The following is a 25,064-nucleotide window of genomic DNA, read 5'->3' on the forward strand; positions in this document are numbered from 1 at the left end:
CCGACTGGCGCCATTTTTTTATCCTGGTTACGGTAAAACCGCGCCTGATGGCGCTGCGCTTATCAGGCCTACAATAAAAGATCGTAGGCCGGATAAGGCGTTTTTCGCCGCCATCCGGCATAGTTACGCGCTCACAACAGCGAGGTGACTGGACGGTAGTACTTCTCGCGCATCAGGATCTTCATCCCTTCCGGCCCGCTTTCCAGCATCCGCTTCTCCGAGTCCGACACCAGCAATTCGCACTGATAGCCACCCGCAATGCCGAACATCGCGCGCGCCACGCAGATATCCTCCAGCGCATCAAGCCCGCTCGTTTCAAAGTGACCAACCACACGTCCCTGCTGGCGAACCACCAGCCGATAACTCTTCATCGCGCCTCCCCTGCCGGTGGCAGAATCAACTCGTCACACCCGCAGCGCTGCGTCCAGGTCATCACCTCCAGCACACGCTCTGCGGCATGTCGCGTCGCCGCCGTCAGCGCTTTCCCCTGCACAATACCGCTCACCAGTTCGGCGCAGAACAGATCGCCCGTCCCTTTTAAATCGGTTTCCACACGCGGGTGTTCAATCACATCCACGCCGCCGCTCGTCACCACCGCCACATTGATGGTATCCGCCGTCTGGCCTGGCGCACTGGTGATCACAATCCACTTCAGCGTGTCGGAGAGCAGCGATTTCGCCGCTGCAACCGCTTCATCCAGCGTGCCGCACGGTTTGCCGCTGAGCATCTCCAGCTCAAACACATTCGGCGTCAGCCCCTGCGCCAGCGGCAGCAGGTAATGACGATACGCCTGCGGGATCTCCGCTTTCACATACATTCCGCTGTCCGTGTCGCCAATCACCGGATCAACCAGAATGCACACCTCAGGATGCGCGATCCGCACCGTTTCCAGCCATTTCGCCAGCAGAACGATTTGTTCCGCACTGCCCATATAGCCTGTCGTGACCGCTTTAAGCTCACGCAGCGCATCCCGTTCATTTAAGGCCTGGAGATAACCGCTGAACCAGTCGGCAGGAATAATGCCGCCGTAAAACGTTTCATAATGCGGCGTATTGCTGAACAGCACCGTGGGTACCGCCGTCACCCGCAAGCCCTGCGCTTTAATCGCCGGTACGGCAATACTGTTGCCTACGCTGCCGTACACCACCTGTGACTGAACGGCGACAATGTCGGTCTGTAAAGCCCGATGCTTATCGTCGAAGAGCACTGACTGTATTTCACTATCCTGCCCCATTTACCTCTCCTCTCACTGGACAGCGGGCTAACGCCTCACTATTATCGTCATATGCTAAAATTCATTTTGTCATAGGTCAATAATGATCGACGGAAAAACCGCCAGCGAAATCTTTGACAGTATTCGTCAGCATGTCACCACCGGCGCACTGGCGCCAGGGGAAACGCTGCCGCCGGTGCGGGAACTGGCATCGGAATTAAACGTGAACCGCAATACTGTCGCGGCGGCTTACAAACGGCTGGTGACATCCGGCCTGGCCCTGAGCCAGGGACGTAACGGTACGGTCATTAAAGGTGCGCCTTCTCCGCTCGCGCTGGAAGGAAGCAGTCCCGATACGCCGCTGACCGATCTTTCCGGCGGCAATCCCGATCCCCAACGGCTGCCCGATCTCAGCAGTTATTTTTCAACAATAAATAAGTCACCGCGTCTTTACGGCGATGCGGCTGTTTCTCCCGCCCTTCACGCGTGGGCGAAGCAGTGGATGCAGGATGCCGTACCTGACGAAGGCGAGATTGATATCACCAGTGGGGCGATTGACGCCATCGAGCGTCTGCTGTGCGCCCATTTACTGCCGGGTGACAGCGTGGCAGTGGAAGACCCCTGCTTTTTAAGCAGCATCAGTATGCTGCGCTACGCCGGGTTTTCCGCCATCCCCGTTGGCGTCGATAGCGAAGGTATGCAGCCTGAGATGCTGGAACAGGCGCTGAAAAATGGCGCCCGCGCCGTCATTTTAACCCCGCGCGCCCACAATCCTACGGGGTGCAGTTTGAGCGCCTCCCGCGCCGCCGCGCTACAGAACATTGTGGCGAAATACCCGCAAGCGCTGGTTATTATCGACGACCACTTTGCCCTGCTCTCTTCATCTCCCTGGCACCCGGTGATCGCCCCGGAGACGCTACACTGGTCAGTGGTTCGCTCGATGTCAAAGACGCTGGGGCCGGATCTGCGCCTCGCCATTGTCGCCAGCGATCCCGCCACCTCAGCCAGACTGCGCCTGCGCCTTAATTCCGGCAGTCAGTGGGTCAGCCATCTGTTGCAAGATTTAGTGCATGCCTGTCTGAGTGACAAAAACTATCAGCGAACGCTGGCGCAGACCCGGCAATTTTATGCTTCGCAGCAGCAGAAGCTGGCCTGCGCGCTCCAGCGAACCGGGCTTACACACGCCCCCGGCGATGGGCTGAATGCGTGGTTGCCGTTGAAAAGCCACAGCCAGGGCATCGCGTTTATGCTGGCGAAAGCGGGCTGGCTGGTACGGGAAGGCGAAGCATTTGGCGTCAACGCGCCCGCCCACGGTCTGCGCATTACGCTGTCGACGCTGGGCGACGGCGATATCAACAAACTGGCGGCTGATATCCATCAGGCGTTAAAACGTTAACAGGAGAGAAAAAGTGCGAGTTCATTTTGTCGTTCATGAGTCTTTCGAATCTGCCGGAGCCTATCTGCAATGGGCTGAGGATCGCGGTTATCCCCTCTCCTGGTCCCGCGTGTATGCCGGTGAACCTGTCCCCGCCAATGCGGATGGTTTCGATATGCTGGTGGTGTTTGGCGGCCCGCAGTCACCGCGTACTACGCTCGAAGAGTGCCCGTATTTTGACGCTTTAGCGGAGCAGCGGCTTATTAATCAGGCGATCTCTGCGCGTCGTATTGTGATCGGCATCTGTCTTGGCTCCCAGTTGATTGGTGAGGCGCTGGGCGCAAAAGTACGCCAGAGCCCGGAAAAGGAGATCGGCCACTACCCGATTACGCTAACGGAAGCCGGGAAACAGAATCCGCTGCTCGCTCATTTCGGCTCTCCGCTTGTGGTCGGGCACTGGCACAACGATATGCCAGGGTTAACCGATCAGTCGGTCGTTCTCGCGACAAGCGAAGGATGTCCGCGCCAGATCGTGCAATACGGTAACGCCGTCTACGGTTTTCAGTGCCATATGGAGTTTACCGCCGAGGCGGTAGAAGGGCTGATCCAGCATTCAGAACAGGAACTGGCTGCGGCAAAAGGGAAGCGCTTTATTCGCTCGAACGCCGAAATGCGCGAGTGGAATTATCAGGAGATGAACGAGAAACTGTGGCGCTTCCTCGACCTGCTGGTGGAGAAACGTAACGCTTGACGTTGCAGGCCGGATAAGACGCCTTGCGTCGTCATCCGGCGATCATACTTTACGGTTACCGGATGGCGCTACGCTTATCAGGCCTACAGGCTAAATCCCAGCCCCCTGGCTGAAGTGTTCTTCGCCAAAAACGCCGGTAGAAAGATAGCGATCGCCGCGATCGCAGATGATCGCCACCACCACGGCCCCCGGCGTCGCGCGGGCGACGCGTAACGCACCGGCAACCGCGCCGCCGGAACTCACGCCGCAGAAAATACCTTCGCGTACCGCCAGTTCGCGCATGGTATTTTCCGCCTCGCTCTGGTGTATATCCAGCACCTGATCCACAAGCTGAGCATTAAAAATACCCGGCATATATTCTGCGGGCCAGCGACGAATCCCCGGAATGCTGCTGCCCTCTTCCGGTTGCAGGCCAACAATCGTTACCGGTTTTTCCTGTTCGCGCAGGAAGCGCGACACACCGGTAATCGTGCCGGTTGTTCCCATACTGGAGACAAAGTGGGTGATGCGACCTGAGGTTTGCTGCCAGATTTCCGGCCCGGTCGTGGTGTAGTGCGCGTAAGGGTTGTCGGGATTGTTAAACTGATCGAGCAGCTTACCTTCGCCGCGTTCGGCCATTTCCAGCGCCAAATCGCGCGCGCCTTCCATCCCTTGCTCTTTAGACACCAGAATCAGATCCGCGCCATAGGCGCGCATCGCCGCACGGCGCTCCTGGCTCATGTTGTCCGGCATCAGCAGTTTCATGCGATAGCCTTTCAGTGCGGCAATCATCGCCAGCGCAATACCGGTATTGCCGCTGGTCGCTTCAATCAGCACATCGCCGGGCTTAATTTCCCCGCGTTTTTCCGCCTGGACGATCATCGACAGCGCCGCCCGGTCTTTCACTGACCCGGCAGGGTTATTGCCTTCCAGCTTGACCCAAATTTCACTGCCGTTATCCGGCGCCATCCGCTGCAATTTCACCAGAGGCGTATTGCCAATTGTTTGTTCTAATGTGTTCACTTCTCTGTCCAGTAAAAAGCCCGGTGGCGCTTCGCTGACCGGGCCTACGCAGATCATATTGTAGGCCGGGTCAGCGCAGCGCCACCCGGCAAAACTACGTGATATTAACCTATCAGGCCGATTCTGCCAGAGCAAGCTCCTCTTCGCGCGTCTCAATGCGCTGGTTGCCATTGTACAACCGCGCATTTTGCAGCCCGACAAACAGCCGCTCGCCGCGCTGTGGGGGATTATCCCCCTGCATCACCACCGTCAGCGGTTCGTTATACCACCCCAGAGGCTGCACGACTAATTGGGTGTAGTGACCTTTCGGACTGGCCTCCAGCACCTGTACCGGCAGCGGGGAATCCAGACTGGTGCGGCGGCTGACATCCACCTCCCACGGACGCAGGAACAGATCGACCGCCCCCTGGTACGCTGGCGTATACCCCAGCGGCCAGCGATGCGCGCCAACGTGGAACTGACCGCCGCGAATCGTTCCCTGCAAACGGTTCACTTCGCCCATAAACTCCAGCACAAAGCGGGTGGCGGGTTCACGCCACACCTGATCCGGCGCATCGGCCTGTTCAATGTTGCCCTGGCTCATCACCACCACGCGATCCGCCACTTCCGTAGCCTCTTCCTGATCGTGGGTGACAAACACGCTGGTGAATTTCAACTCTTCATGCAGCTGACGCAGCCAGCGGCGCAGCTCTTTACGCACCTGCGCATCAAGCGCGCCAAACGGTTCATCCAGCAGCAGGATCTGCGGCTCAACCGCTAACGCGCGCGCCAGCGCCACGCGCTGTTTCTGCCCGCCGGAAAGCTGTGCCGGAAAACGCTCCGCCAGATGGGCCAGTTGCACCATTTCCAGCAGTTTCGTCACTTTCGCTTTGATGGCCGCCGCATTCGGACGTTCGCGACGCGGCAGCACCGTCAGGCCAAAGGCGATATTGTCGAACACCGTCATATGACGAAACAGCGCATAGTGCTGAAAAACAAAGCCGACTTTACGATCGCGCGCGTGCAGACGGCTTACGTCTGTACCGTGAAAACGAATATGCCCGCTGGTCTGATGCTCCAGCCCGGCAATAATACGCAGCAGCGTGGTTTTACCTGAACCGGACGGCCCCAGCAAGGCAACCATCTGACCTGAAGGAATATCCAGCGAGATATCGTTCAGCACCTGGGTGCGACCAAAAGACTTCTTAATATTGGCAATCTCAATGCTCATGATTTTCCTCCTGTTGCGCGCGTTTTTCCTGATTTTCCAGGCGCCATTGCAACATACTCTTCAAAAACAGGGTAATAATCGCCATCAGCGTCAGCAGCGCGGCGGCGGTAAAGGAGCCGACGGTGTTGTAGTCCTGCTCCAGTAATTCAATCTGTAACGGCAGCGACAGGGTTTCGCCGCGAATCGAGCCGGAAACCACCGACACCGCGCCGAACTCGCCAATGGCGCGCGCGTTGGTCAGCACCACGCCGTACAGCAGCGCCCAGCGAATATTAGGCAACGTAACGCGACGGAACATTTGCCAGCCGGAAGCGCCAAGCAGAATCGCCGCTTCATCTTCCTGGCTGCCCTGACTCAGCATAACCGGCACCAGTTCACGCACCACAAACGGACAGGTGACGAAAATAGTGACCAGCACCATTCCCGGCCAGGCGAACATAATTTGCAGGTTGTGCTCATCCAGCCAGTCGCCCAGCGGGCCGTTCGAGCCGTAAAACAGCAGGTAGACCAGACCGGCCACCACCGGCGAGACGGCAAACGGAATATCCAGCAGCGTCAGCAGCAGCTGGCGACCGGGGAAATTAAAGCGCGTCACCAGCCACGCCAGCAGAACGCCAAACACCAGGTTTACCGGTACGGCAATCAGCGCAATCAACACCGTCAGCCAGATCGCGTGCAGCATGTCCGGGTCAGCCAGGTTCTGTAAGACCGGCATCAGCCCTTTGCTGAAGGCCTGTACGAAGATATAAATCATCGGCACCAGCAAAATAAACGCCGAAACCAGCATCCCGGTGCCAATCAGAAACCATTTTCCCCAGTTAATGCGGGGGGCGTCATAACGCTTCAATTGGGTAACTTCCGCCATTAGTGACCTACCACACGTCGACCAAAGCGACTTTGCAGGGTGTTAATCGAGAACAGCAGCAACAACGACGCCGCGAGGATCACCGACGCAATCGCGCTGGCCGCCGGATAGTCAAACTCCTGCAAACGAACAAAAATCATCAGCGAGGTCACTTCGGTTTTCCACGCAATGTTCCCGGCAATAAAAATCACCGCGCCGAACTCGCCGAGGCTTCGGGTAAACGAGAGCGCAATACCCGCCACCAGCGCAGGAGACAGCTCCGGCAACACCACTTTGCGGAAACTTTGCAGGCGCGTTGCGCCGAGCGTTTCCGCCGCTTCTTCATATTCCGGGCCTAACTCTTCCAGTACCGGCTGCACCGTGCGCACCACAAACGGGATGCTGGTAAAAGCCATCGCTACCGCGATGCCAAGCCAGGTGTAAGTCACTTTGATATCAAACTTCGCCAGCCATTCGCCGTAAAAACCGTTCACGGAAAACAATGACGCCAGCGTCAGACCCGCCACCGCCGTCGGCAGGGCAAACGGCAGATCCATCAGCGCATCCAGCAGAGTACGTCCCGGAAAGCGATAGCGGGTTAAGATCCACGCCATCAACAGGCCAAATACGCCGTTGAAGATTGATGCCACAAACGCCGACAACAGCGTGACTTTGTAGGCCGCTACCACCTGCGGGTTGGTGATAACCTCCCAGTATTGCGCCCAGCTCATTTGCGCCAGCTGCATCACCAGCGCGCTCAACGGAAGCAGCAATATCAGGCAGACGAACAACAGGCTGGTTCCGAGGCTTAAGGTAAAGCCGGGCAGCACACGTCTTGTCGATACTGCGAACATTACTTACGCCCCGCCGCCAACAGTTTGTCCAGCTCGCCGCCGCTGCCGAAGTGGGTTTTCATCACTTCCGGCCAGGAGCCAAACTGGTCTTCCACGCGGAACAGTTCGGTCTGCGGGAATTTATCTTTCAGTTTGTCCATCACTTCCGGGTTATTCACGCGGTAGTAGAAGTCGGTGATGATGGTCTGCGCCTGCGGGCTGTAGAGCCAGTTCAGGTAAGCCTTCGCCGCTTTTTCAGTACCGTTGGCCTGTACGTTTTTATCCACCCATGCCACCGGGAATTCGGCCAGAATATTGGTTTTCGGGATAACGACTTCAAATCCCTGCGCTTCATACTGTTTACGGATGTTATTCACTTCCGATTCAAAGCTAATCAGCACATCGCCCAAGCCGCGTTCCGCAAAGGTGGTGGTCGCGCCGCGACCGCCGGTGTCAAACACTTCGACGTTCTTCAGGAACTGGGTCATAAACTGCTCGGTTTTGGCTTTGTCGCCACCGTCAGCTTTATCCGCCGCGCCCCATGCAGCCAGATAGGTGTAACGGGCATTGCCTGAGGTTTTCGGGTTCGGGAAAATCAGTTTTACATCGGAACGCACAAGGTCATTCCAGTCATGGATATTTTTCGGATTCCCTTTGCGCACCAGGAATCCCATCGTGGAATAGAACGGTGAGCTGTTATTCGGCAGACGGCTTTGCCAGTCGGCAGGGATCAGCTTGCCTTTGTCATGCAGGATCTGCACGTCCGTGACCTGGTTATAGGTCACTACGTCAGCTTTCAGCCCTTGCAGAATCGCCAGCGCTTGTTTTGACGAACCGGCGTGAGACTGCTTGATGGTCAGCTTATCGCCGCCGTTATCTTTCGCCCACTGCTGTTCAAACGGCGGATTAAGGGCGGCAAACAGTTCGCGAGAAACGTCGTATGAGCTGTTCAGCAGCTCTGTTGCCTGCGCCTGCGTGACCAACAACAGCATCGCGCTCAGCGCCAGGTATCTTTTTTTCAGTAAGTTAACAGCCATTGCGCACCCTTATAAATTTGATGACTTTCTTATGGTCATAATATTTATAACGGGTACGAAAGGAGTAACGGTTTTATATACCGTTTGATGATTTGAAAGTCGAAAAGGGAATAAGAGAATCCCTCCCCACATGCGGTGAGGAGGAAAGCGGCGTCAATCAGACGCCCACGCTCACGCTTTCAGGCAGCGTGCTGCCGCCATCAATCACGTTTTGCGTCCCGGTCAAATAGCTGGACTCATCCGACGCCAGGAAGGCCGCCAGTTCACCCACTTCGAGCGGACAGGCCAGACGGCGCATCGGGATCGCTTTCGCCATTTCGGTGAGTACCGATTCAGGATCGTCAGGATTAGACTGACGGGCGATATTTTCCGCCATCGGCGTGCGGACATAACCCGGACAGATTGCGTTCACACGAACGCCGGACTGCGCATACTCCACGGCCAGGGACTTGGTGAGTCCGATAATCGCCGCTTTAGACAGGGCATAAGCCGTTTCGCCTGGATCGGCCACCATATCCCCGGTCACGGAGGACATCATGACGATACGCCCATCTTTGCGTTCAACCATTTCCGGCAGAACGGCTTTTGTGACGTTCCAGACGCCTTTGATATTAATATCGATATGGAAATCGCGATCTTCTTCGCTCATGTCGAGGAAGTTGCCCAACCGGCAAACACCCGCATTGTTGACCAGAATATCAATTTTACCTTCTATCTTTTTCGCGCGCGCCACTGCCGCCGCGACCGATGCAAAATCCCTGACATCCGCTTTGATGGCGGTACAACGATGACCGCGTCCGCCCAGCTCATCCGCCAGTTTTTCCGCCTCATCGGAGATATCCAGCAAAATTAAATTCGCGCCGTGGCGAGCAAACACTCTGGCGATCCCCTCGCCAATGCCCTGTGACGCGCCGGTAATCAATGCCGTTTTGCCCGTGAGTTTACCCATTTCAATGTTCTCCTTTTCAGTCTGTTGCAGCGCATAAGCGGTGCGTCTTATGCGCTACGCTCGTCTCCAGCGAAACTACGATGAAGCCTTACACTCCATTAACATTGAAAATACAGAAAAAACAAATAAGTGCTGCGGAACAACTCACTAATTAGGGTAAATCTTACGTAAAAGTCCTTAGCTCCTGCCTAAAAGATTAATCAGTTCGCTGCTGCGCTCAATCATACGAAGCGACTCAACATCATTGAGCTGCACCATGCCAACAAACAGCAGATCGGTCACCGAGTTCTGCGCGGTTCGGGTGGACATGGACGAACTGCGCCATTCGGTCTCACCGGATACGGTATCCAGCGTGTAATCAGCCAGCCGCCGCAGCGGAGAGTCCGTCAAAGAGGTGATCGCAATCACCGTCGCCCCCTGCTTACGCGCCGCTTCGGCGCAAAGCACGATCTCCTTTTTCGACCCGCTGTAGGAAATGGCTATTTGCACGTCCCCTTCTTGCAAGGCCTGAGCAATGGTTGCCTGCACATGGGTATCGACCTCGCAGGCCACGCGATAACCAATTTTCATCAGCTTGAAGGATAAATCCCGTCCTACCAGCGCCGAACCGCCGACACCCGTAATCTGAATAAGCCGGGCCTTGCTGATCAGGTTAATCACCTGCTTCAGGCGATCGAAATCCATCAGACTACAGGTTTCCTCCAGCGCGAACATTTTTTCTCTGTTCAGCTTACGGGCAATCACCTCCAGGCTGTCTTCACTGGTAATCGTACTGTGCAGATGCAGCGCCGTGTCATGTTTCTTTTCCCGGTTGACGCTGTACTCCTCAATGAGCGCCATTCTGAGCTCGGTGAATCCCTTCGCGCCAAGTTTCTGGGCAAATTTCACAATACTGGACTGGCTGACTTCCAGCTGCTTCGCCAGATTGCGGGAAGAAACGGTTTTTAGCTCGCTGACATGAGCCAAAAGAAAGCTGGCAATTTTCTGTTCATTTTCCGTTAACTCTCCCTCTGCATTACGCATTTTCGCCAGATACAACATCGCTCTTCCGCTCCCGTCATCATGGAATCATTAATTCCAACGCACTGTTCGCAGGATAACACAACGCGGGTGAGAATTTGATAGCCCTCACAATATTTGTATTACGATTCAATGATTCTATTGTAAATATTTTTATGGAATATATGATTCCTTGCGTCTTTCATAGCAACAAAAAACTACACACAGAAAAGGATAATCATAATGAAACGTACTCTGAAGTCCCTGGCAATCTTTACTCTCCTCGCAACCAGCGCCAGCCATGCCGCCGTGATCTACCAGGCCAATGACGGATCGAATATCGATCTCTACGGGCGTCTCGGATTCAATATCTCTGACAAGAAATCAGGCGACACCTCGGGCGATTTTGACGCGCGTATCGGTTTCTCCGCCCGCCAGGCGATTAATGACAAGCTGGCCGTTATTGGTTTTACGCAGTATCAGGTAAATGCCGCAGAGTACGCGAACAACATCAGCGCGGAAAACCCGAATGACTTCACCGCGCGTTACGTCTGGGCAGGGATTGATTTTGCCGAATACGGCAAGCTGACCGGCGGGCGCGTGTCATCCGGCCTGATCATGTTCACGGATATCGGCGATGTGTTCGCCAGCTCCGATGTCGCAATGGCCCGCCAGGCAAACTTTGTTGACCCGACGGCGGTACAGGTTTTCCGTCAGGACGGCACCATTCAGTACCAGAACACATTCGGCAATTTTGATTTCTCTACCGCCTATATTCTGGGCAATAACACCTCCGATCTGGATTACGGTTATAATGCCGCCCTTCGCTATACGCTCGATATGGGCGATTTTGGCCGCCTCCAGCCGGTGATTGCCGGTCAGACAGAGAAAGCGAGCCATGACGATACATCCACGCTGTCGGATAATAATGTCGATAAGTACACCTTTTATGGCATCGGCACCCGCTACTACCTGGGCGATTTCATGTTCGGCCTGCTCTATGCCCAGGATAAAGTGACCTACCTCGACGGTTCTGCGGACAGCACCGATAAAGATTACGAAGCAACGCTGGTCTGGAACGTCAGCCCGGACTGGGCGTTACGTACCGGCTATCGCCATCTGAAAAATGAGGACGGCGACGGGCTGAAACTTCGCGATACCACCTTTGAAGCGCAGTACAAACTCACCGTTCGCAGTTCCATATTTGCGTCTTACTCCTGGCGTAATGGTGAAGAAGGGAAAAAACGGACGAACGGCAATGATGTCTCCTTTGGCGGCAGCAACCCGGCTGATGACTATTTCCACCTTGGCTTACGTTACGAATTCTGATTCCCCTTTTCCGGGAGAGTAAAAATGAAGAAATATTTTGTGTCCGCCGCAGCACTGTTGTTTTGCAGCCAGGCTTTTGCCGCTCCGCATCTCTTTATTGGCGATAACGTCAGCGTGCTAGCGGCCCGTTCGGCAAAAGTCAGTATTTTTAGTAAAGACGTGGCGCTGCCAGACGGCGCTCAAAAAATGGTAGTGAAGTTCGACAGTCCGGCAAATCCTGAATCGGTGAACAATAACCGGGGCCGCGTGACGTCTAACCCGTATATCATCTCGTTTAACGCTTCCGGCAATGTGGATCTGCAACTGTCTGCGGGAAAACCGCTGGACGAAAAAGAAGCCAGCCAGATGGCGCAAAAACCGGTATTCACCCTGACGGCGGCCGGGAAACCCGTACCGTTTGATATCAAAATTCTCGACCGTGACAGCATCACCGTGTTCACCGACCTGAGCGCCATCGTCAACGATGACAGCACGATGATACCTTCTCCGGCGCGCTCCGCTTCCCCGGCGGCGCCCGCCACTTCGCATGACCAGCTCTCCCAGCTACAGCAACTGTATCTGAAAGCTGACGACACCCAGAAAAAAGCATTCCTGAAATGGGCGCTAAACCTGTAAGGCTGTAAGTAATATGCAACTTGAAAATATGATTACCGAAGGTGTTAACCGCGCCTCTTTTGAGATTGACCGGGCTTCCACCCTCGATATGTGCCGCATCATTAATGATGAAGATAAAACGGTTCCACTCGCCGTGGAGCAGGTTCTGCCCGAGATCGCCGCGGCTATCGACATCATTTATGCGCAGGTCAGCGCTGGCGGGCGGCTGATTTATACCGGCGCCGGAACGTCCGGTCGCCTGGGTATCCTTGACGCCAGCGAATGCCCCCCGACCTATGGCGTGGAATCAGGCCTGGTTATCGGTTTGATCGCCGGTGGCGAGCGCGCGATACAGCATGCGATTGAAGGCGCGGAAGACAACCGCGAGCTTGGGGTCAACGACCTGAAGACCCTCGCACTCAATGAAAAAGATGTGGTTGTGGGCATTGCGGCCAGCGGTCGCACGCCGTATGTGATTGCCGGTCTGGAATATGCCCGTACGCTCTGCTGCCGGACGGTCGGGATCTCCTGCAATCCAGGGAGCGCCGTAGCAAAGGCGGCGGAGCTTGCCATCACGCCCGTAGTCGGCGCCGAAGTGGTGAGCGGTTCTTCCCGTATGAAGGCGGGCACCGCGCAGAAGCTGATTCTCAACATGCTGTCCACCGGCCTGATGATTAAATCCGGCAAGGTGTTTGGCAACCTGATGGTGGATGTTGTCGCCACGAACGAAAAACTCAACGTGCGTCAGGTAAATATTGTGAAAAATGCGACAGGCTGCACCGGGCAACAGGCTGAAGCCGCGCTGATGGCCTGTGGCCGTCACTGCAAAACCGCTATCGTCATGCTACTGAAAAACCTCAACGCAACAGAAGCCAGTCTGCGTCTTGAGCAACATGGCGGCTTCATTCGCCAGGTACTGGAAGAGGAATAAAGCGAATGGCAAAAGAAATCAGTAATGATCTCCTGAATACGATTATCTCCCGGGTCGGCGGCCCGGGTAACATTGCCACCTGCGGGAACTGCATGACCCGTTTACGTCTGGCGGTACATGACAGCGATCGGGTCGATCCGGCGATTAAAACGCTCGAAGGCGTGAAAGGCGTGGTCCTCTCGAATAACCAGGTGCAGGTCATTTTTGGCCCCGGTAAAGCGCAGCGGGCAGCAGATGCCATGAATGCGCTACTGAGCGACAACAGCGGCACCGTCACGCAGGCGGCAGATATCGCCGCCAAAACCAAAAGCCAGCTAAAAGCGAAACAAACCTCAGGCATTCAGCAATTCCTGTCGAAGTTCGCCACTATTTTTACGCCGCTCATTCCCGGTTTTATTGCTGCGGGCCTGCTGCTGGGGATTGCCACGCTGCTGGGTACGGTATTGCACGTTCCGGCCGATGCGCAAGGTATGCTTCCCGACGCCCTGAACTTTATGAAAGTGTTCAGTAAAGGGCTGTTTACCTTTCTGGTCATTCTTATTGGCTATAACGCCGCGCAGGCTTTCGGCGGCACCGGCGTTAACGGGGCGATCATCGCCTCGCTGTTCCTGTTGGGATACAACCCTGCCGCCACCACGGGCTATTTCTCCGGTATTGAGGACTTCTTTGGCCTGCCGATCGACCCGCGCGGCAACATTATCGGCGTACTGATCGCCGCCTGGGCCAGCGCGCGTATTGAGGGCTTTATCCGACGCTTTATGCCCGACGATCTGGACATGCTGCTGACCTCCATGTTAACCCTGCTGGTCACCGCCGCACTGGCCTACCTGATCATCATGCCGCTGGGCGGCTGGCTGTTCGAAGGGATGTCATGGCTCTTTATCCACCTCAACAGCAACCCGCTGGGCTGCGCCGTTCTGGCGGGTCTGTTTCTTGTTTCGGTGGTGTTTGGCGTCCATCAGGGCTTCATTCCCGTCTATCTGGCATTAATGAGTAGCCAGGGATTCAACAGCCTGTTCCCTATTCTTTCTATGGCTGGCGCAGGTCAGGTCGGCGCCGCACTGGCGCTCTACTGGCGAGCAGAAAAACACAGCGTGTTACGCAGCCAGGTTCGCGGGGCGATTATTCCCGGCTTACTCGGTGTTGGCGAACCGCTGATTTACGGCGTTACGCTGCCACGAATGAAACCGTTTATCACCGCCTGCCTCGGCGGCGCTGCCGGGGGGCTTTTCATCGGCTTAGTGGCCTGGTCGGGTCTGCCGATGGGCTTAAACAGCGCCTTTGGCCCATCCGGTCTGGTGGCGCTGCCGTTAATGACGTCCGCGCAAGGTATTCTGCCCGCAATGGCGGTATATGCCGGAGGAATGCTGATTGCGTATCTTGGCGGATTTATTTTTACCGCTCTCTTTGGCTGCCGTAATGTGAATCTGGACTAATACCATGAAAATGACATTACTTTTTGCTTCCCTGCTGGCGCTCAGTTGCACCGCCAGCGCCGCGCCATTTCCGGTATTGACTGACGCCGCGCCGGAAAAAGCAGGATTTAATATTGAACGGCTTAACGCGCTGGATAACTGGATAGCGCAACAGGTTGATGCCGGTTATCCAAGCGTTAACCTGCTCATTATTAAAGACAGTCATATTGTTTATCGTAAGGCCTGGGGTCAGGCTAAAAAATATGACGGCAGCGTCCTGATGTCTCATCCCGTCAAGGCAACCACTGACACCCTGTACGACCTGGCATCAAATACAAAAATGTATGCCACGAACTTTGCCCTGCAAAAACTGATGTCAGAGGGCAAATTACAGCCGGACGATCTTATCTCGAAATACATTCCCGATTTTGGCGATCGCCCGGGGGATGCGATTAAAGGGAAAAGCACGTTACGCATTGCGGATCTGCTGCATCATTCCGGCGGTTTCCCCGCTGACCCGCAATACCCGAACCAGGCCGTCGCGGGCGAGTTGTATTCGCAGGATAAAGCCACCACGCTGGAGATGATCAAACGTACGCCGCTGGCGTACCGCCCCGGCACGAAACACATCTACAGCGATGTGGATTATATGCTGCTTGGATTTATCGTGGAGTCCGTGACGGGCCAGCCGCTCGATCGTTATGTTGAAGAGAACCTCTATCGCCCGCTCGGTTTAACGCATACGGTCTTTAACCCGCTACAGAAAGGCTTCCGCCAACAGCAGATCGCCGCGACGGAACTGAACGGCAATACCCGGGATGGCGTGATTCATTTCCCCAATATCCGCACGACCACCCTATGGGGCCAGGTGCATGATGAAAAAGCATTCTACTCGATGGGCGGTGTTTCAGGACATGCGGGACTGTTTTCGAATACCGGCGATATTGCGGTACTGATGCAGACCATGCTGAATGGCGGAGGGTACGGTAACGTGACGCTGTTCAGCCCGGAAACCGTGAAAATGTTCACGCAATCCTCGCCGGAGGATGCCACGTTTGGTCTCGGCTGGCGCGTTAACGGCAATGCGTCCATGACGCCGACATTCGGCACGCTGGCCAGCGCGCAGGCATACGGCCATACCGGATGGACAGGGACGCTGACCGTTATCGACCCGGCCAATCAGATGGCGATTGTGATGCTGAGCAACAAGCCGCACTCGCCCGTCGCCGACCCGCAAAAGAACCCGAATATGTTTAACAGCGGGTTGATGCCGATAGCCACATACGGTTGGGTGGTGGATCAGATATACGCGGCGTTAAAACATGAGTAACCGATAAGGCAGGACTGCCGGGGGCGCTTCGCTTGCCCGGCCTACAAAAAGGCTCTGTAGGCCGGGTAAAACGATGCCGCCATCCGGCAAAAGAAATTACAGCGCCATCAATCTGTCCAGAGACGGTGCGAAGTAATAGCCGCCCGTCACTGGCTTCGTGAAGCGCAGCATGGCGTCACGCTTCCCGTCGGTATCGCCAAACATGCTCAGCAACTGCTGCTCAATATTGTACAGACGCGCGCAGTAAGCGCAGAAATAGAGGCCGTGGGTGCCGCTGGCCGTACCGTATGGCAGGCTCTGGCGCACAATTTTCAGCCCTTTGCCGTCTTCTTTCAGATCCACGCGGGTCAGGTGAGACGTGACCGGACGGTCATCGCCATCGATCTCTTCGTTGGCTTCTTTAGTACGACCAATCATCATTTCCTGGTCGTGAACGCTCATGCGGTTGAGCTGCGTCAGGTTGTGTTCCCAACGCTGAACGAACACGTAGCTGCCGCCCGCATCCACGCCGTCTTTAATGACCGCCACGTCGCGGCGAACCTCTTCTCCCGCCGGGTTTTCCGTCCCGTCAACGAAGCCGCTGAGATCGCGTTCTTCCACCCAGCGGAAACCGTGGACTTCTTCCTGCACCTCGATGCACTCGCCAAAAGCCGCCATTGCCGCCTGCGCGACAGAGAAGTTCACGTCGTGACGCAGTGAAAGAATGTGGATCAGCACATCGTACTGGGTTGCTGGCGCCAGACCTTTACCGTAAGGGATAAAATCTTTCAGCTCTTCAGCCCCAACGCCGCCGCTCAGGGCGCGCCAGGTGTTGTTGCCAAATGCGACAACCGCGCCCAGATGCGCGTCAGGGAATTTCGCTTCGAAGGTTGCCAGTTTATCGGCAAACGTTTTGCTGGCCGCACGCAGGGCATCGACATCCCCTTTTACATTGGCTTCAATCCAAATCGCCGCGCGGCAGTGTTCTGGCAAAATGCCACTTTGAACCTGAGACATTGTTCCTCCTGAAAAATAAGAATGCCACGGCTGCGTGGCATTGATGGGCGTATTGTACCCGTTTTTTCAGCGAGGCGGTTTGTTCAGACGCAAATTAACGGCGCCAGATGATTTTGCTCACTTTCCAGTTTTTCAGCGTGTCGTCAGGAGGCATTAACCCTTCCGGGCCGTTCCACTCGCCGGAGAACAGATAGCTAATATGTTGACTGTCTTGTGCTTTACACTCGACCGACGCGCTGTCATCGCCCGTCGCTTTCTGGCAGTTACCGAAGGCTTTGCTGTAAAGGTCGCTAAACGGCGTACCGATTTCGACGCCTGCCTGCGATGGAATATCGCTGTCCAGCACATCAATACGGCTGATGGTTCCCTGGTCGCCATTGATAACCAGCGCAACCTTGTCCTCTTTCATCGCTTCAAAAAAACGCACCACGTTGCCGTTCTGGGTTTTCATTCCGCTACGCAGGCGATAGTCGCCATCCAGCGCGTCAGTAATCGCTTTTTCATCCAGCGGCGTGGACGCAGTTAATGCCCCAACGCCCTGCTCAGTGACCTCTGTCGACGAGCCAAACCAGTTCCACGGATTCGCAGCAGACCAGTTCACCGACGAGAGGGTTGAACAGCCGCTCAGCACCAGCGGCATTGCGCATAAAATCAAACGCAGCGATTTCATCTCACTTCCTTTCTTTATTAATCAACGTTGTTTGGAGTCCGGTTTCGCCAAAAAGTGCCGTTATTCTTTTACCGGTGCAAAGCAGGCGCGTAAACGACGGTTAGAGAGCAACCAGATAAGCGCGACAATATCGGCCACCACCAGCGCCAGCCCGATGCCGTTTACCGGTTCACCGTACAGCCACAGCACCGGTTGCCAGCAGAGCAGAACGCCCTGCGCCAGAATCAACAAGCCGCGCAGCCCGCGCCACAGCACCGGGAAAGCGTCGCGCCGCCCGCTCAGTAAAAACGCCAGTACCGCCGGGACGCCGGGCAACAACCCCAGCCAGAACGTATCGTGATCGGGATAAAACAGATTCAGCAGCGTATAGCCCTGCTCGCGGGAGGAGCCAGCAATCACAAACAGCACCCAGGTACGCGCCTGAAGCAGCAGCACGCCCCAGAACAGAAAAGGCAGGCGCAAGCGCCCATGACCGTCGTAGTCAGCAGGATGAAACTCAGTACTCTTCATCTTCAATCAGACGCTTGCCCAGACTTAACGCGTCCGAATGTTCATAACCCAGGCGCTCGTACATGCCCAGTACAATGTCGTTGTCTTCCCGCACCATGATTTGGATTTTCGGGCAGCCGCGAGCAATGAGCTTTTTCTCCAGCCGGTTCAACAGCGCGTTGGCGATGCCACGACCGCGAAACTCCGGGTGTACGCCAAGATAATAGGCAGAACCCCGATGGCCGTCATAGCCGCCCATGACCGTGCCGACCACCTCGCCATTCACCTCAGCGACCAGGAACAAGCTGACGTCATGGTTCAGCTTACGTTCGATATCCATTTCAGGATCGTTCCACGGACGCAGCAAATCGCAGCGCTCCCAGAGGGTGATCACCTCTTCGAAATCTTCCTGGCGAAAAACGCGTATCTCCATGGTATTGAGACCCTTTTCAAGGTTAAAACTCCGATTATGGCGCGAACGACTGATTTAGCCAATATCTGACGCGAAACGGCGAAAAAAATGGCATAATGACGGATTGTCACGTATTGAAATGAAAAGTAAAACAATTCTCATCACGAACAGTCGTAACGGATTACGCGATACGATATAACATCTGGAACTCAATTTTCACAACTCAGGCTGTATGAGCACTTTTAAACCCTTAAAAACTCTCACATCGCGCCGCCAGGTGCTGAAAGCCGGGCTGGCGGCTCTGACGCTGTCGGGCATGTCGCACGCCATCGCTAAAGAAGAAGCGCTAAAGACCAGTAATGGTCACAGCAAACCGAAGGCCAAAAAAGCAGGCGCCAGACGCATTGTTGTTCTCGATCCCGGCCACGGCGGTATCGACACCGGCGCGATTGGTCGCAACGGCTCGAAGGAAAAACACGTCGTGCTGGAGATCGCCAAAAACGTGCGCGCGATTTTGCGCAACCAGGGGATTGATGCGCGCCTGACACGCACGGGCGACACCTTTATTCCCCTGTACGATCGCGTGGAAATCGCCCACAAGCACGGCGCGGATCTGTTTATGTCCATCCACGCAGATGGCTTTACCAACCCCAGCGCCGCAGGGGCCTCGGTGTTTGCGCTTTCTAATCGCGGCGCCAGTAGCGCCATGGCGAAATACCTCTCCGACCGTGAAAACCGCGCCGATGAAGTCGCGGGGAAAAAAGCGACCGATAAAGATCATCTGTTGCAGCAGGTATTGTTCGATCTGGTGCAAACCGACACCATCAAAAACAGCCTGACGCTGGGATCGCATATTCTTAAGAAGATCAAGCCAGTGCATCGTCTGCACAGTCGCAATACGGAACAGGCGGCGTTTGTGGTGCTAAAATCACCGTCAATTCCCTCCGTACTGGTAGAAACCTCATTTATCACCAACCCGGAAGAGGAGCGTCTGTTAGGCACCACCGCATTCCGGCAGAAAATCGCCACCGCGATAGCCAATGGCGTGATCAGTTATTTCCACTGGTTTGATAACCAGAAAGCACACTCGAAGAAACGGTAATCATGAAACCCGATGCACAACGCGTAAAACAGTTCCTGCTCAGCCTTCAGGATGATATTTGCCAGCAGTTAGCCGCCGTTGATGGCGCTGATTTTGTTGAAGATAGCTGGCAGCGCGACGCGGGTGGCGGCGGGCGCAGCCGGGTACTGCGTAACGGCGGTGTCTTTGAGCAGGCTGGGGTAAATTTCTCCCATGTTCACGGCGACGCGATGCCCGCCTCCGCGACGGCACACCGCCCGGAGCTGGCTGGGCGCAGTTTTGAAGCGATGGGCGTGTCGCTGGTGGTGCATCCGTTGAATCCGTACATTCCAACCAGCCATGCCAATGTTCGCTTTTTTATTGCGGAGAAGCCCGGCGCGGAGCCAGTCTGGTGGTTTGGCGGCGGTTTCGACCTGACGCCCTATTACGCGTTTGAAGAGGATGCCATTCACTGGCACCGCACGGCGCGGGATCTGTGCCAGCCCTACGGCGAGGACGTCTATCCGCGCTATAAAAAATGGTGCGACGATTACTTTTTCCTGAAGCATCGCGATGAGCAGCGCGGTATTGGCGGGCTTTTCTTCGACGATCTGAACACGCCGGATTTCGACAGCTGCTTTCGCTTTATGCAGGCGGTAGGCAAAGGCTATACCGATGCTTTTCTGCCAATTGTCGAGCGGCGTAAAGCAATGGCCTGGGGCGAGCGCGAGCGTCATTTCCAGCTTTATCGCCGGGGCCGCTATGTGGAGTTTAATCTGGTGTGGGATCGCGGCACGCTGTTTGGCCTGCAAACGGGCGGACGCACCGAGTCCATTTTGATGTCGATGCCGCCGCTGGTGCGCTGGGAGTACGACTGGCAGCCGGAAGAAGGCAGCCCGGAAGCGGCGCTGAGCGAATTTATCAAAGTCCGCGACTGGGTGTAATTTACCTGGCCGCGTTTTGCCTGATGACGGCTAACGCCTTATCCGGCCTACAACTGCAACGGTAGCGCCCGTAGGCCGGATAAGACGCAAAGCGTCGCATCCGGCACAATAATGTCATCACATCCACTGGCGCATACGCTGATGCAGCGTCAGCGACGGTTTTTCGGCAAACAGCTGCTGGTAATCGGTCGCGAACTGCCCCAGATGCCAGAACCCCCACTGCATTGCCGCCTCTTTGACCGTCGAACTTTGCGACCACGGGCTGATCAGCTCCCGCCGCACCGCGTTTAATCGAATCCGCTTCAGCCACGCGTTCGGGCCAATCCCCAGAATCGCGTGAAACGCGTTTTGCAACGTGCGGCGGCTGACGTGCAGCTGATTGCACAGATCGAGCACCGTCAGCGGCTCCGACATATTCTCCAGCACGTATTCCCGCGCGCGGGACAGCAATTTTCGATAGCTCTGATGGCTGACGCTTTCTGCCGTTATAATCGGCTGCGCTTCTTCCAGCATCGTCCCCATCGCCAGCAGCAGGTTATCCCCCAGCACTTTACGCACCGCATGCTGATGCAGGTTTTCCGGGTTCTCGCTGAACGTCGCCAGCGCCTGCTGGACAAAGCCCCACAGCGCCGCTTTATGCTGCTCTTTCACCTCCAGCGCAGACTGGTTACGCAGCATATGCAGCACCCTTTCCGGGTGATGCAGGAAATTGGCCTGCCGGGTAAGCACCTCCTCCGAGATAACCACGCCAAGGATGGTGTAATCATCCGGCGTGCTCAGCTCAAACTCCGTCCCGCCAGGACGGGTGGCGATCTCCGCGCTGCCAATGCACTGCGTGCCGATAAAACCTTGCTCGCCGCGCGTTGCCGGAATACCGAACCAGAAGGAATTCGGCCAGACCAGGCAAGACTGACGCAGCGCCAGACCGGTGTACTCACGGAACACCTGAATTTCATCCAGCAGGATTTCCGTGAATTCCCCATGAAATTTACCGGGATGCAGCTGATCGTAAATCTGCTGCCAGGCGGTTATCGTCAGGGCGTGTTCATAGACGTCCGTTGTCAGCCGCTGGTGAACATTATCCACCTCAACCAGAGGCGTAAGTTTAACGTCTTCGGGTAACGCTTCATGATAAAGATGGTGCAAGTTTGCTGTACGAGTCTTTTTCATGATCTTCAAAGCCGGGGCGCAACGTCCCCGGCACCTCCGACAGGTTATACTTTCTTCAGACGATAGCGACTACTGCGTTTACGCAACGCCCCGTCAGAAAAGAGTTGCTCCAGCGCATTTCTGGCGCGCTCCAGTGACCAGCCAAAATGCGCGGCCACCTCCCCTGCCGTCATTCCCTGACGTACTGATGCTAATAACGCCAACAGCGCTTCTGAGGATTCAGAGGTAACAGGCGCATCTGGCGTCTTTCCGACTTTCGTTGGCTGGCGCTTAAAGCCGCCGATCAGCCACTGGGTGTCGTCTTCCGGCCGCCCAATTTCTTTGCGGCTGATAACACGGCCCGTGCGTTGTGCTGCGGCGCTTCCGGCATCCAGCGCCGCGCGACACGCCGCCAGATCGCCCTCCACCACCAGCGTCAGCCGGCCGGGATCGAGCACTTCGTGGCTGAGCAATCGCACATTGGCGGCTTTCAGCATGGCGTCCGCCGCATCAACGGCGGCAACCATGCCATCCACTTCCAGTAATCCCAGTGCATTGATCATCGCTACCTCTCTTACGCGCGCTGGACGGGATTACGGGCAATATCCAGAACGGCATCGGTAAAGGCGTTGCAGGCGGCTTTACAGGCGGCCTGGCTCCCCGTTAAAAACGCCGCAGAGTAGTTGGTTTCTGACGGCGGCGGCACGTAGGTCACCAGTTGGACATCGGCGGATTTCATCGCCGCATCAATGCCAAACGTCGCTTCCAGCGGCGGCGCCACCAGATAGGCGATAGGATCGCCCAGCGCGATGCCTGAGGTTGATGAGAGATAAGACCCGGTACGCGAAACCACATGCGCCAGGAATGCAGTATCCTCCGCATCGTTGGCCCACTGGAACGCTGCGCCGCCTTCAATATGCGCCACCATCGCATCCAGACCCGCCCGCACTTCCGCCGGATTCGGGCCGCCCAACATGATCAAGACTTCACCGGCCGTCGGCGACGGCCCGTGGGCCGCTCCGGCATACAGTGAACGGCCATACACCACTTCCACCATCGCCTGTTTTGTCGCTTCGTCTGCCGCAATATACGTTACGTCATCAGAGTCTGCCGTGATGAGACCGAGGCTACGTATATGTGACGGTAATTTAAGCTCACGCGCGAAACCGTCATTCACCGAGGCAATCACGCGCATTGCGGTGACCGACGGTCGAATCAAATCTAATGCTGGCATGTTGCCTCCTTAACGGGTCATATTGATGCCGGATGCTTTCTGCTCCAGCATACGTTTCGCCAAATCCACAATTACCGCTGCGGCTTCAACCGGCGGCGTGCCGCCCTGGTGAATATTCGAAATACAGGTACGATCCGCTTCAACGGTGGTTGCCACCCGTGGTGAGTAAACCGCATAGCAGGAGAGGCTTTCCGACTGACCTAAGCCAGGACGCTCGCCTACCAGCAGAATCACCACTTTCGCGCCAAGAATTTCGCCGATCTGATCTTCAATCTTCACGCGGCCATAGCGTACAAAGAACGGCGTCCCGACTTTCAGCCCCGCCTGTTTCAGGCCTGAGAGCAGCGGCGGCAGGATCTCTTCATAGTTGGCGGTAATCGCATCCGTCGATAAACCATCGGAAATCACCACCTGGACATCCGGGCTGGCGACACACTGCGCTTTCAGCGCGTCAATGGCCTCCTGGCTCAGACGACGCCCCATATCCGGGCGGGTCAGGTAGAGGTTTTTGTCGCTGATTTCCGAACGCACTTCCAGCAGCCCCTGTGCTTTCACCCACTCTTCCGGCACCTCTTTCAGGACGGTATCTTTCGAACGAGAGTGATCCGCCAGGAAGCGCAACAGCGCCAGGGTGCGCGGACGTGGGCCGGCGCGACCGGTACACACGCGCGCAGCGGTGCTGCGGCGCAGTTCGGCCAAAACATCCGCGCGATGCGGATTCTCCACGCCTACCCAGGCTTTCGCCTCAGCCGAACCTAAATCCAGCGCGCAGCTTTCCGCCGCTGAAGGCGCTGAAGGTGCGGCACATTGTTTAGCGCTACAGGCTGGCGCGGATTCTGCGGGGGCCTGCGGCTGCGACTCGCCCATTGACGCCATTACACTGCGTACAATTTCTTCAATCTGTTTTTGATCCATCGTATGTCATCCCCGCGTCATCAGAAGAACAGTGACGGATCGCCCGCCCGCTTGGTCAGGCGACCGTTTTCCATAATGCCCATCGTTTCCAGCCAGCGCTCAAACTCCGGCGACGGACGCAGGTTGAGTAACTGACGTACCGTTGCGGTATCGTGGAATGCGGTGGTCTGGTAGTTGAGCATGATGTCGTCGCCGAGCGGCATGCCCATAATGTAGTTACAGCCTGCGGTGGCGAGCAGAATCATCAGGTTTTCGTTGAGGTTCTGATCGGCGTCGGCGTGGTTGGTGTAGCAGCAGTCGCAGCCCATTGAGATGCCGCTCAGCTTGCCCATAAAGTGATCTTCCAGACCGGCGCGAATAATCTGCCGGTCGTTGTAGAGATACTCCGGCCCGATAAAACCGACCACCGTATTCACCAGGAACGGATCGTAGTGCCGCGCCAGGCCGTAGTTACGCGCTTCCATCGTCACCTGGTCGGCGCCGAAGTTGGCCCCGGCCGAAAGCGCAGACCCCTGCCCGGTTTCAAAGTACAGGCAGTTTTCCCCGGCGATACGGTTAAACTCCGCGCCGACCGCACGCGCCTCATCCAGCATTGCCAGCTCCACGCCGAACTCTTTTAATCCTTTTTCGCTGCCGCAAATACTCTGGAAAATCAGCCCGCCCGGCGCGCCGCGACGAATGGCTTCAATCTGAGTGGTGACGTGCGCCAGCACGCAGCCCTGCGTCGGAATATTGAACTTGTCGATCACCCCGTACACGGTATCCAGCACGCGGCTTAAGTTTTCCACGTCGTCCGTTACCGGGTTAACGCCAATCACCGCATCGCCCGCCCCGAAAGAGAGCCCTTCATAGATTTGCGCGGCGATACTCTGTACATCGTCACGGGTATCGTTCGGCTGCAAACGGCAGCTAAAGGTGCCCGGAATACCGATGGTGGTGTTGGCCTTTTTGATCACCGGCATTTTCTTGCCACCGTAGATCAGGTCGGCGTTGGAGCAGATCTTCGCGACCGCCGCCACCACTTCCGAAGTCAGCCCTTTACGCGTAAACGCAATGTCATCGACGGACGTTTCATCACTCAGCACATATTCGCGCAGCTCACTGATGCTCCAGTTTTTAATGCGGTTATAGGCCGTTTCATTGACGTCGTCCTGAATCAGACGCGTCACGCAGTCCTCTTCATAGGAAATCACCGGGTTGTTGCGAATATCCGCCACCGACATTTCCGACAACACCTGTTTCGCGGCAACGCGCTCCTGTGAGCTTTCAGCCGCAACACCTGCCAGCACATCCCCCGAACGCAGTTCGTTGGCTTTTGCCAGCACCTCTTTTACATCCTTAAACTGATAAACATTGCCGAACAATGTGGTCTTTAGTTTCATA

The 25,064-nt window shown here is 56.0% G+C and carries 27 protein-coding genes; 9 read left to right on the forward strand and 18 right to left on the reverse strand.

The window, feature by feature from the left end; translation table 11 throughout:
* Positions 1–131 precede the first annotated feature (131 nt).
* Together OGX93_RS19605 and pdxK are read right to left on the reverse strand one after the other, a co-directional pair.
* Positions 132–371 (reverse strand): cytoplasmic protein, encoded by a 240-nt coding sequence (locus tag OGX93_RS19605; protein ID WP_198448640.1) that lies wholly within the window; start codon positions 369–371, stop codon positions 132–134.
* Positions 368–1,234, reverse strand: coding sequence for a pyridoxine/pyridoxal/pyridoxamine kinase (gene pdxK / locus OGX93_RS19610; protein WP_047462159.1), 867 nt, complete (start codon positions 1,232–1,234; stop codon positions 368–370). The genes OGX93_RS19605 and pdxK overlap by 4 nt, the downstream gene beginning before the upstream one ends.
* 82 nt (positions 1,235–1,316) lie before the next feature.
* Here pdxK and ptsJ point away from each other — a divergent pair, with 82 nt between their 5' ends.
* Both ptsJ and OGX93_RS19620 read left to right on the forward strand, forming a co-directional pair.
* A complete protein-coding gene (gene ptsJ, locus OGX93_RS19615; RefSeq protein WP_110493975.1) occupies positions 1,317–2,609 on the forward strand; it encodes a MocR-like B6 salvage transcription factor PtsJ in 1,293 nt (430 codons plus the stop codon).
* Positions 2,610–2,622: 13 nt separating this feature from the next.
* Positions 2,623–3,339: a type 1 glutamine amidotransferase gene (locus tag OGX93_RS19620; RefSeq protein ID WP_286449824.1), complete on the forward strand. Its 717-nt coding sequence runs from the start codon at positions 2,623–2,625 to the stop codon at positions 3,337–3,339.
* Between the two features lie 90 nt (positions 3,340–3,429).
* Here the strand turns inward: OGX93_RS19620 and cysM are convergent, their stop codons facing one another.
* From cysM to murR, 7 genes are all read right to left on the reverse strand, one after another.
* Positions 3,430–4,341 (reverse strand): cysteine synthase CysM, encoded by a 912-nt coding sequence (gene cysM / locus OGX93_RS19625; protein ID WP_024130134.1) that lies wholly within the window; start codon positions 4,339–4,341, stop codon positions 3,430–3,432.
* Positions 4,342–4,453: 112 nt separating this feature from the next.
* Complete coding sequence (gene cysA / locus OGX93_RS19630; RefSeq protein ID WP_012131360.1) at positions 4,454–5,551, reverse strand: sulfate/thiosulfate ABC transporter ATP-binding protein CysA; 1,098 nt, start codon at positions 5,549–5,551, stop codon at positions 4,454–4,456.
* Positions 5,541–6,416 carry a sulfate/thiosulfate ABC transporter permease CysW gene (gene cysW / locus OGX93_RS19635; protein ID WP_012131359.1) on the reverse strand — a complete coding sequence of 292 codons (876 nt, stop codon included), beginning with the start codon at positions 6,414–6,416 and terminating at the stop codon, positions 5,541–5,543. Before cysW ends, cysA begins: the two co-directional genes overlap by 11 nt.
* A complete protein-coding gene (gene cysT / locus OGX93_RS19640; RefSeq protein ID WP_012131358.1) occupies positions 6,416–7,249 on the reverse strand; it encodes a sulfate/thiosulfate ABC transporter permease CysT in 834 nt (277 codons plus the stop codon). Before cysT ends, cysW begins: the two co-directional genes overlap by 1 nt.
* Complete coding sequence (gene cysP, locus OGX93_RS19645; protein WP_012131357.1) at positions 7,249–8,265, reverse strand: thiosulfate/sulfate ABC transporter substrate-binding protein CysP; 1,017 nt, start codon at positions 8,263–8,265, stop codon at positions 7,249–7,251. Before cysP ends, cysT begins: the two co-directional genes overlap by 1 nt.
* A gap of 157 nt (positions 8,266–8,422) precedes the next feature.
* Positions 8,423–9,214, reverse strand: coding sequence for an SDR family oxidoreductase UcpA (gene ucpA / locus OGX93_RS19650; RefSeq protein ID WP_012131356.1), 792 nt, complete (start codon positions 9,212–9,214; stop codon positions 8,423–8,425).
* Positions 9,215–9,391: 177 nt separating this feature from the next.
* Complete coding sequence (gene murR, locus OGX93_RS19655) at positions 9,392–10,255, reverse strand: HTH-type transcriptional regulator MurR (protein WP_012131355.1); 864 nt, start codon at positions 10,253–10,255, stop codon at positions 9,392–9,394.
* Positions 10,256–10,456: 201 nt separating this feature from the next.
* On the opposite strand from murR, the gene OGX93_RS19660 reads away from it, so the two are divergent.
* The 5 genes from OGX93_RS19660 to pbp4b are packed head-to-tail and all read left to right on the forward strand — an operon-like array spanning position 10,457 to position 15,812.
* On the forward strand, positions 10,457–11,542 hold the full coding sequence (locus OGX93_RS19660) for a porin (RefSeq protein ID WP_012131354.1): 1,086 nt from the start codon (positions 10,457–10,459) through the stop codon (positions 11,540–11,542).
* A gap of 24 nt (positions 11,543–11,566) precedes the next feature.
* The gene (locus tag OGX93_RS19665) at positions 11,567–12,157 is read left to right on the forward strand and encodes a DUF2057 family protein (protein ID WP_012131352.1); all 591 of its coding nucleotides are present in this window, start codon (positions 11,567–11,569) and stop codon (positions 12,155–12,157) included.
* 13 nt (positions 12,158–12,170) lie between these two features.
* Entirely contained in the window at positions 12,171–13,067 is an 897-nt protein-coding gene (gene murQ, locus OGX93_RS19670; protein WP_286449825.1) for an N-acetylmuramic acid 6-phosphate etherase, read from the forward strand.
* 5 nt (positions 13,068–13,072) lie between these two features.
* Positions 13,073–14,503, forward strand: coding sequence for a PTS N-acetylmuramic acid transporter subunit IIBC (gene murP, locus OGX93_RS19675; protein ID WP_012131350.1), 1,431 nt, complete (start codon positions 13,073–13,075; stop codon positions 14,501–14,503).
* Between the two features lie 4 nt (positions 14,504–14,507).
* Positions 14,508–15,812 (forward strand): penicillin binding protein PBP4B, encoded by a 1,305-nt coding sequence (pbp4b, locus tag OGX93_RS19680; RefSeq protein ID WP_047462148.1) that lies wholly within the window; start codon positions 14,508–14,510, stop codon positions 15,810–15,812.
* A gap of 96 nt (positions 15,813–15,908) precedes the next feature.
* Here pbp4b and yfeX read toward each other — a convergent pair whose 3' ends face one another.
* The 4 genes from yfeX to OGX93_RS19700 all read right to left on the reverse strand — a co-directional run bounded on the left by yfeX (position 15,909) and on the right by OGX93_RS19700 (position 18,400).
* On the reverse strand, positions 15,909–16,808 hold the full coding sequence (yfeX, locus tag OGX93_RS19685) for a porphyrinogen peroxidase (RefSeq protein WP_286449826.1): 900 nt from the start codon (positions 16,806–16,808) through the stop codon (positions 15,909–15,911).
* Positions 16,809–16,902: 94 nt separating this feature from the next.
* Positions 16,903–17,478 (reverse strand): RpoE-regulated lipoprotein, encoded by a 576-nt coding sequence (locus OGX93_RS19690; protein ID WP_024130133.1) that lies wholly within the window; start codon positions 17,476–17,478, stop codon positions 16,903–16,905.
* Positions 17,479–17,538: 60 nt separating this feature from the next.
* The gene (locus tag OGX93_RS19695; RefSeq protein WP_286449827.1) at positions 17,539–17,988 is read right to left on the reverse strand and encodes a DUF2919 domain-containing protein; all 450 of its coding nucleotides are present in this window, start codon (positions 17,986–17,988) and stop codon (positions 17,539–17,541) included.
* Entirely contained in the window at positions 17,975–18,400 is a 426-nt protein-coding gene (locus OGX93_RS19700) for a GNAT family acetyltransferase (RefSeq protein WP_012131345.1), read from the reverse strand. The genes OGX93_RS19695 and OGX93_RS19700 overlap by 14 nt, the downstream gene beginning before the upstream one ends.
* A gap of 211 nt (positions 18,401–18,611) precedes the next feature.
* On the opposite strand from OGX93_RS19700, the gene amiA reads away from it, so the two are divergent.
* On the forward strand, positions 18,612–19,481 hold the full coding sequence (amiA, locus tag OGX93_RS19705; RefSeq protein ID WP_071258031.1) for an N-acetylmuramoyl-L-alanine amidase AmiA: 870 nt from the start codon (positions 18,612–18,614) through the stop codon (positions 19,479–19,481).
* Between the two features lie 2 nt (positions 19,482–19,483).
* Positions 19,484–20,383: an oxygen-dependent coproporphyrinogen oxidase gene (hemF, locus tag OGX93_RS19710; RefSeq protein ID WP_101744322.1), complete on the forward strand. Its 900-nt coding sequence runs from the start codon at positions 19,484–19,486 to the stop codon at positions 20,381–20,383.
* A 117-nt stretch (positions 20,384–20,500) separates the two neighbouring features.
* Here hemF and eutR read toward each other — a convergent pair whose 3' ends face one another.
* The 5 genes from eutR to eutB are packed head-to-tail and all read right to left on the reverse strand — an operon-like array spanning position 20,501 to position 25,063.
* The gene (gene eutR / locus OGX93_RS19715) at positions 20,501–21,553 is read right to left on the reverse strand and encodes an HTH-type transcriptional regulator EutR (protein WP_012131341.1); all 1,053 of its coding nucleotides are present in this window, start codon (positions 21,551–21,553) and stop codon (positions 20,501–20,503) included.
* A 44-nt stretch (positions 21,554–21,597) separates the two neighbouring features.
* Positions 21,598–22,095: an ethanolamine utilization microcompartment protein EutK gene (gene eutK, locus OGX93_RS19720; protein WP_012131340.1), complete on the reverse strand. Its 498-nt coding sequence runs from the start codon at positions 22,093–22,095 to the stop codon at positions 21,598–21,600.
* Positions 22,096–22,106: 11 nt separating this feature from the next.
* Positions 22,107–22,766 carry an ethanolamine utilization microcompartment protein EutL gene (gene eutL, locus OGX93_RS19725; protein ID WP_047462132.1) on the reverse strand — a complete coding sequence of 220 codons (660 nt, stop codon included), beginning with the start codon at positions 22,764–22,766 and terminating at the stop codon, positions 22,107–22,109.
* Positions 22,767–22,775: 9 nt separating this feature from the next.
* A complete protein-coding gene (gene eutC, locus OGX93_RS19730; RefSeq protein WP_012131338.1) occupies positions 22,776–23,681 on the reverse strand; it encodes an ethanolamine ammonia-lyase subunit EutC in 906 nt (301 codons plus the stop codon).
* Between the two features lie 20 nt (positions 23,682–23,701).
* Positions 23,702–25,063 (reverse strand): ethanolamine ammonia-lyase subunit alpha, encoded by a 1,362-nt coding sequence (gene eutB, locus OGX93_RS19735; protein ID WP_012131337.1) that lies wholly within the window; start codon positions 25,061–25,063, stop codon positions 23,702–23,704.
* Between the last annotated feature and the right edge of the window lies 1 nt (position 25,064).

The sequence above is a fragment of the Citrobacter sp. CK195 genome (assembly GCF_030333365.1).
Lineage (GTDB): Bacteria > Pseudomonadota > Gammaproteobacteria > Enterobacterales > Enterobacteriaceae > Citrobacter_B > Citrobacter_B koseri.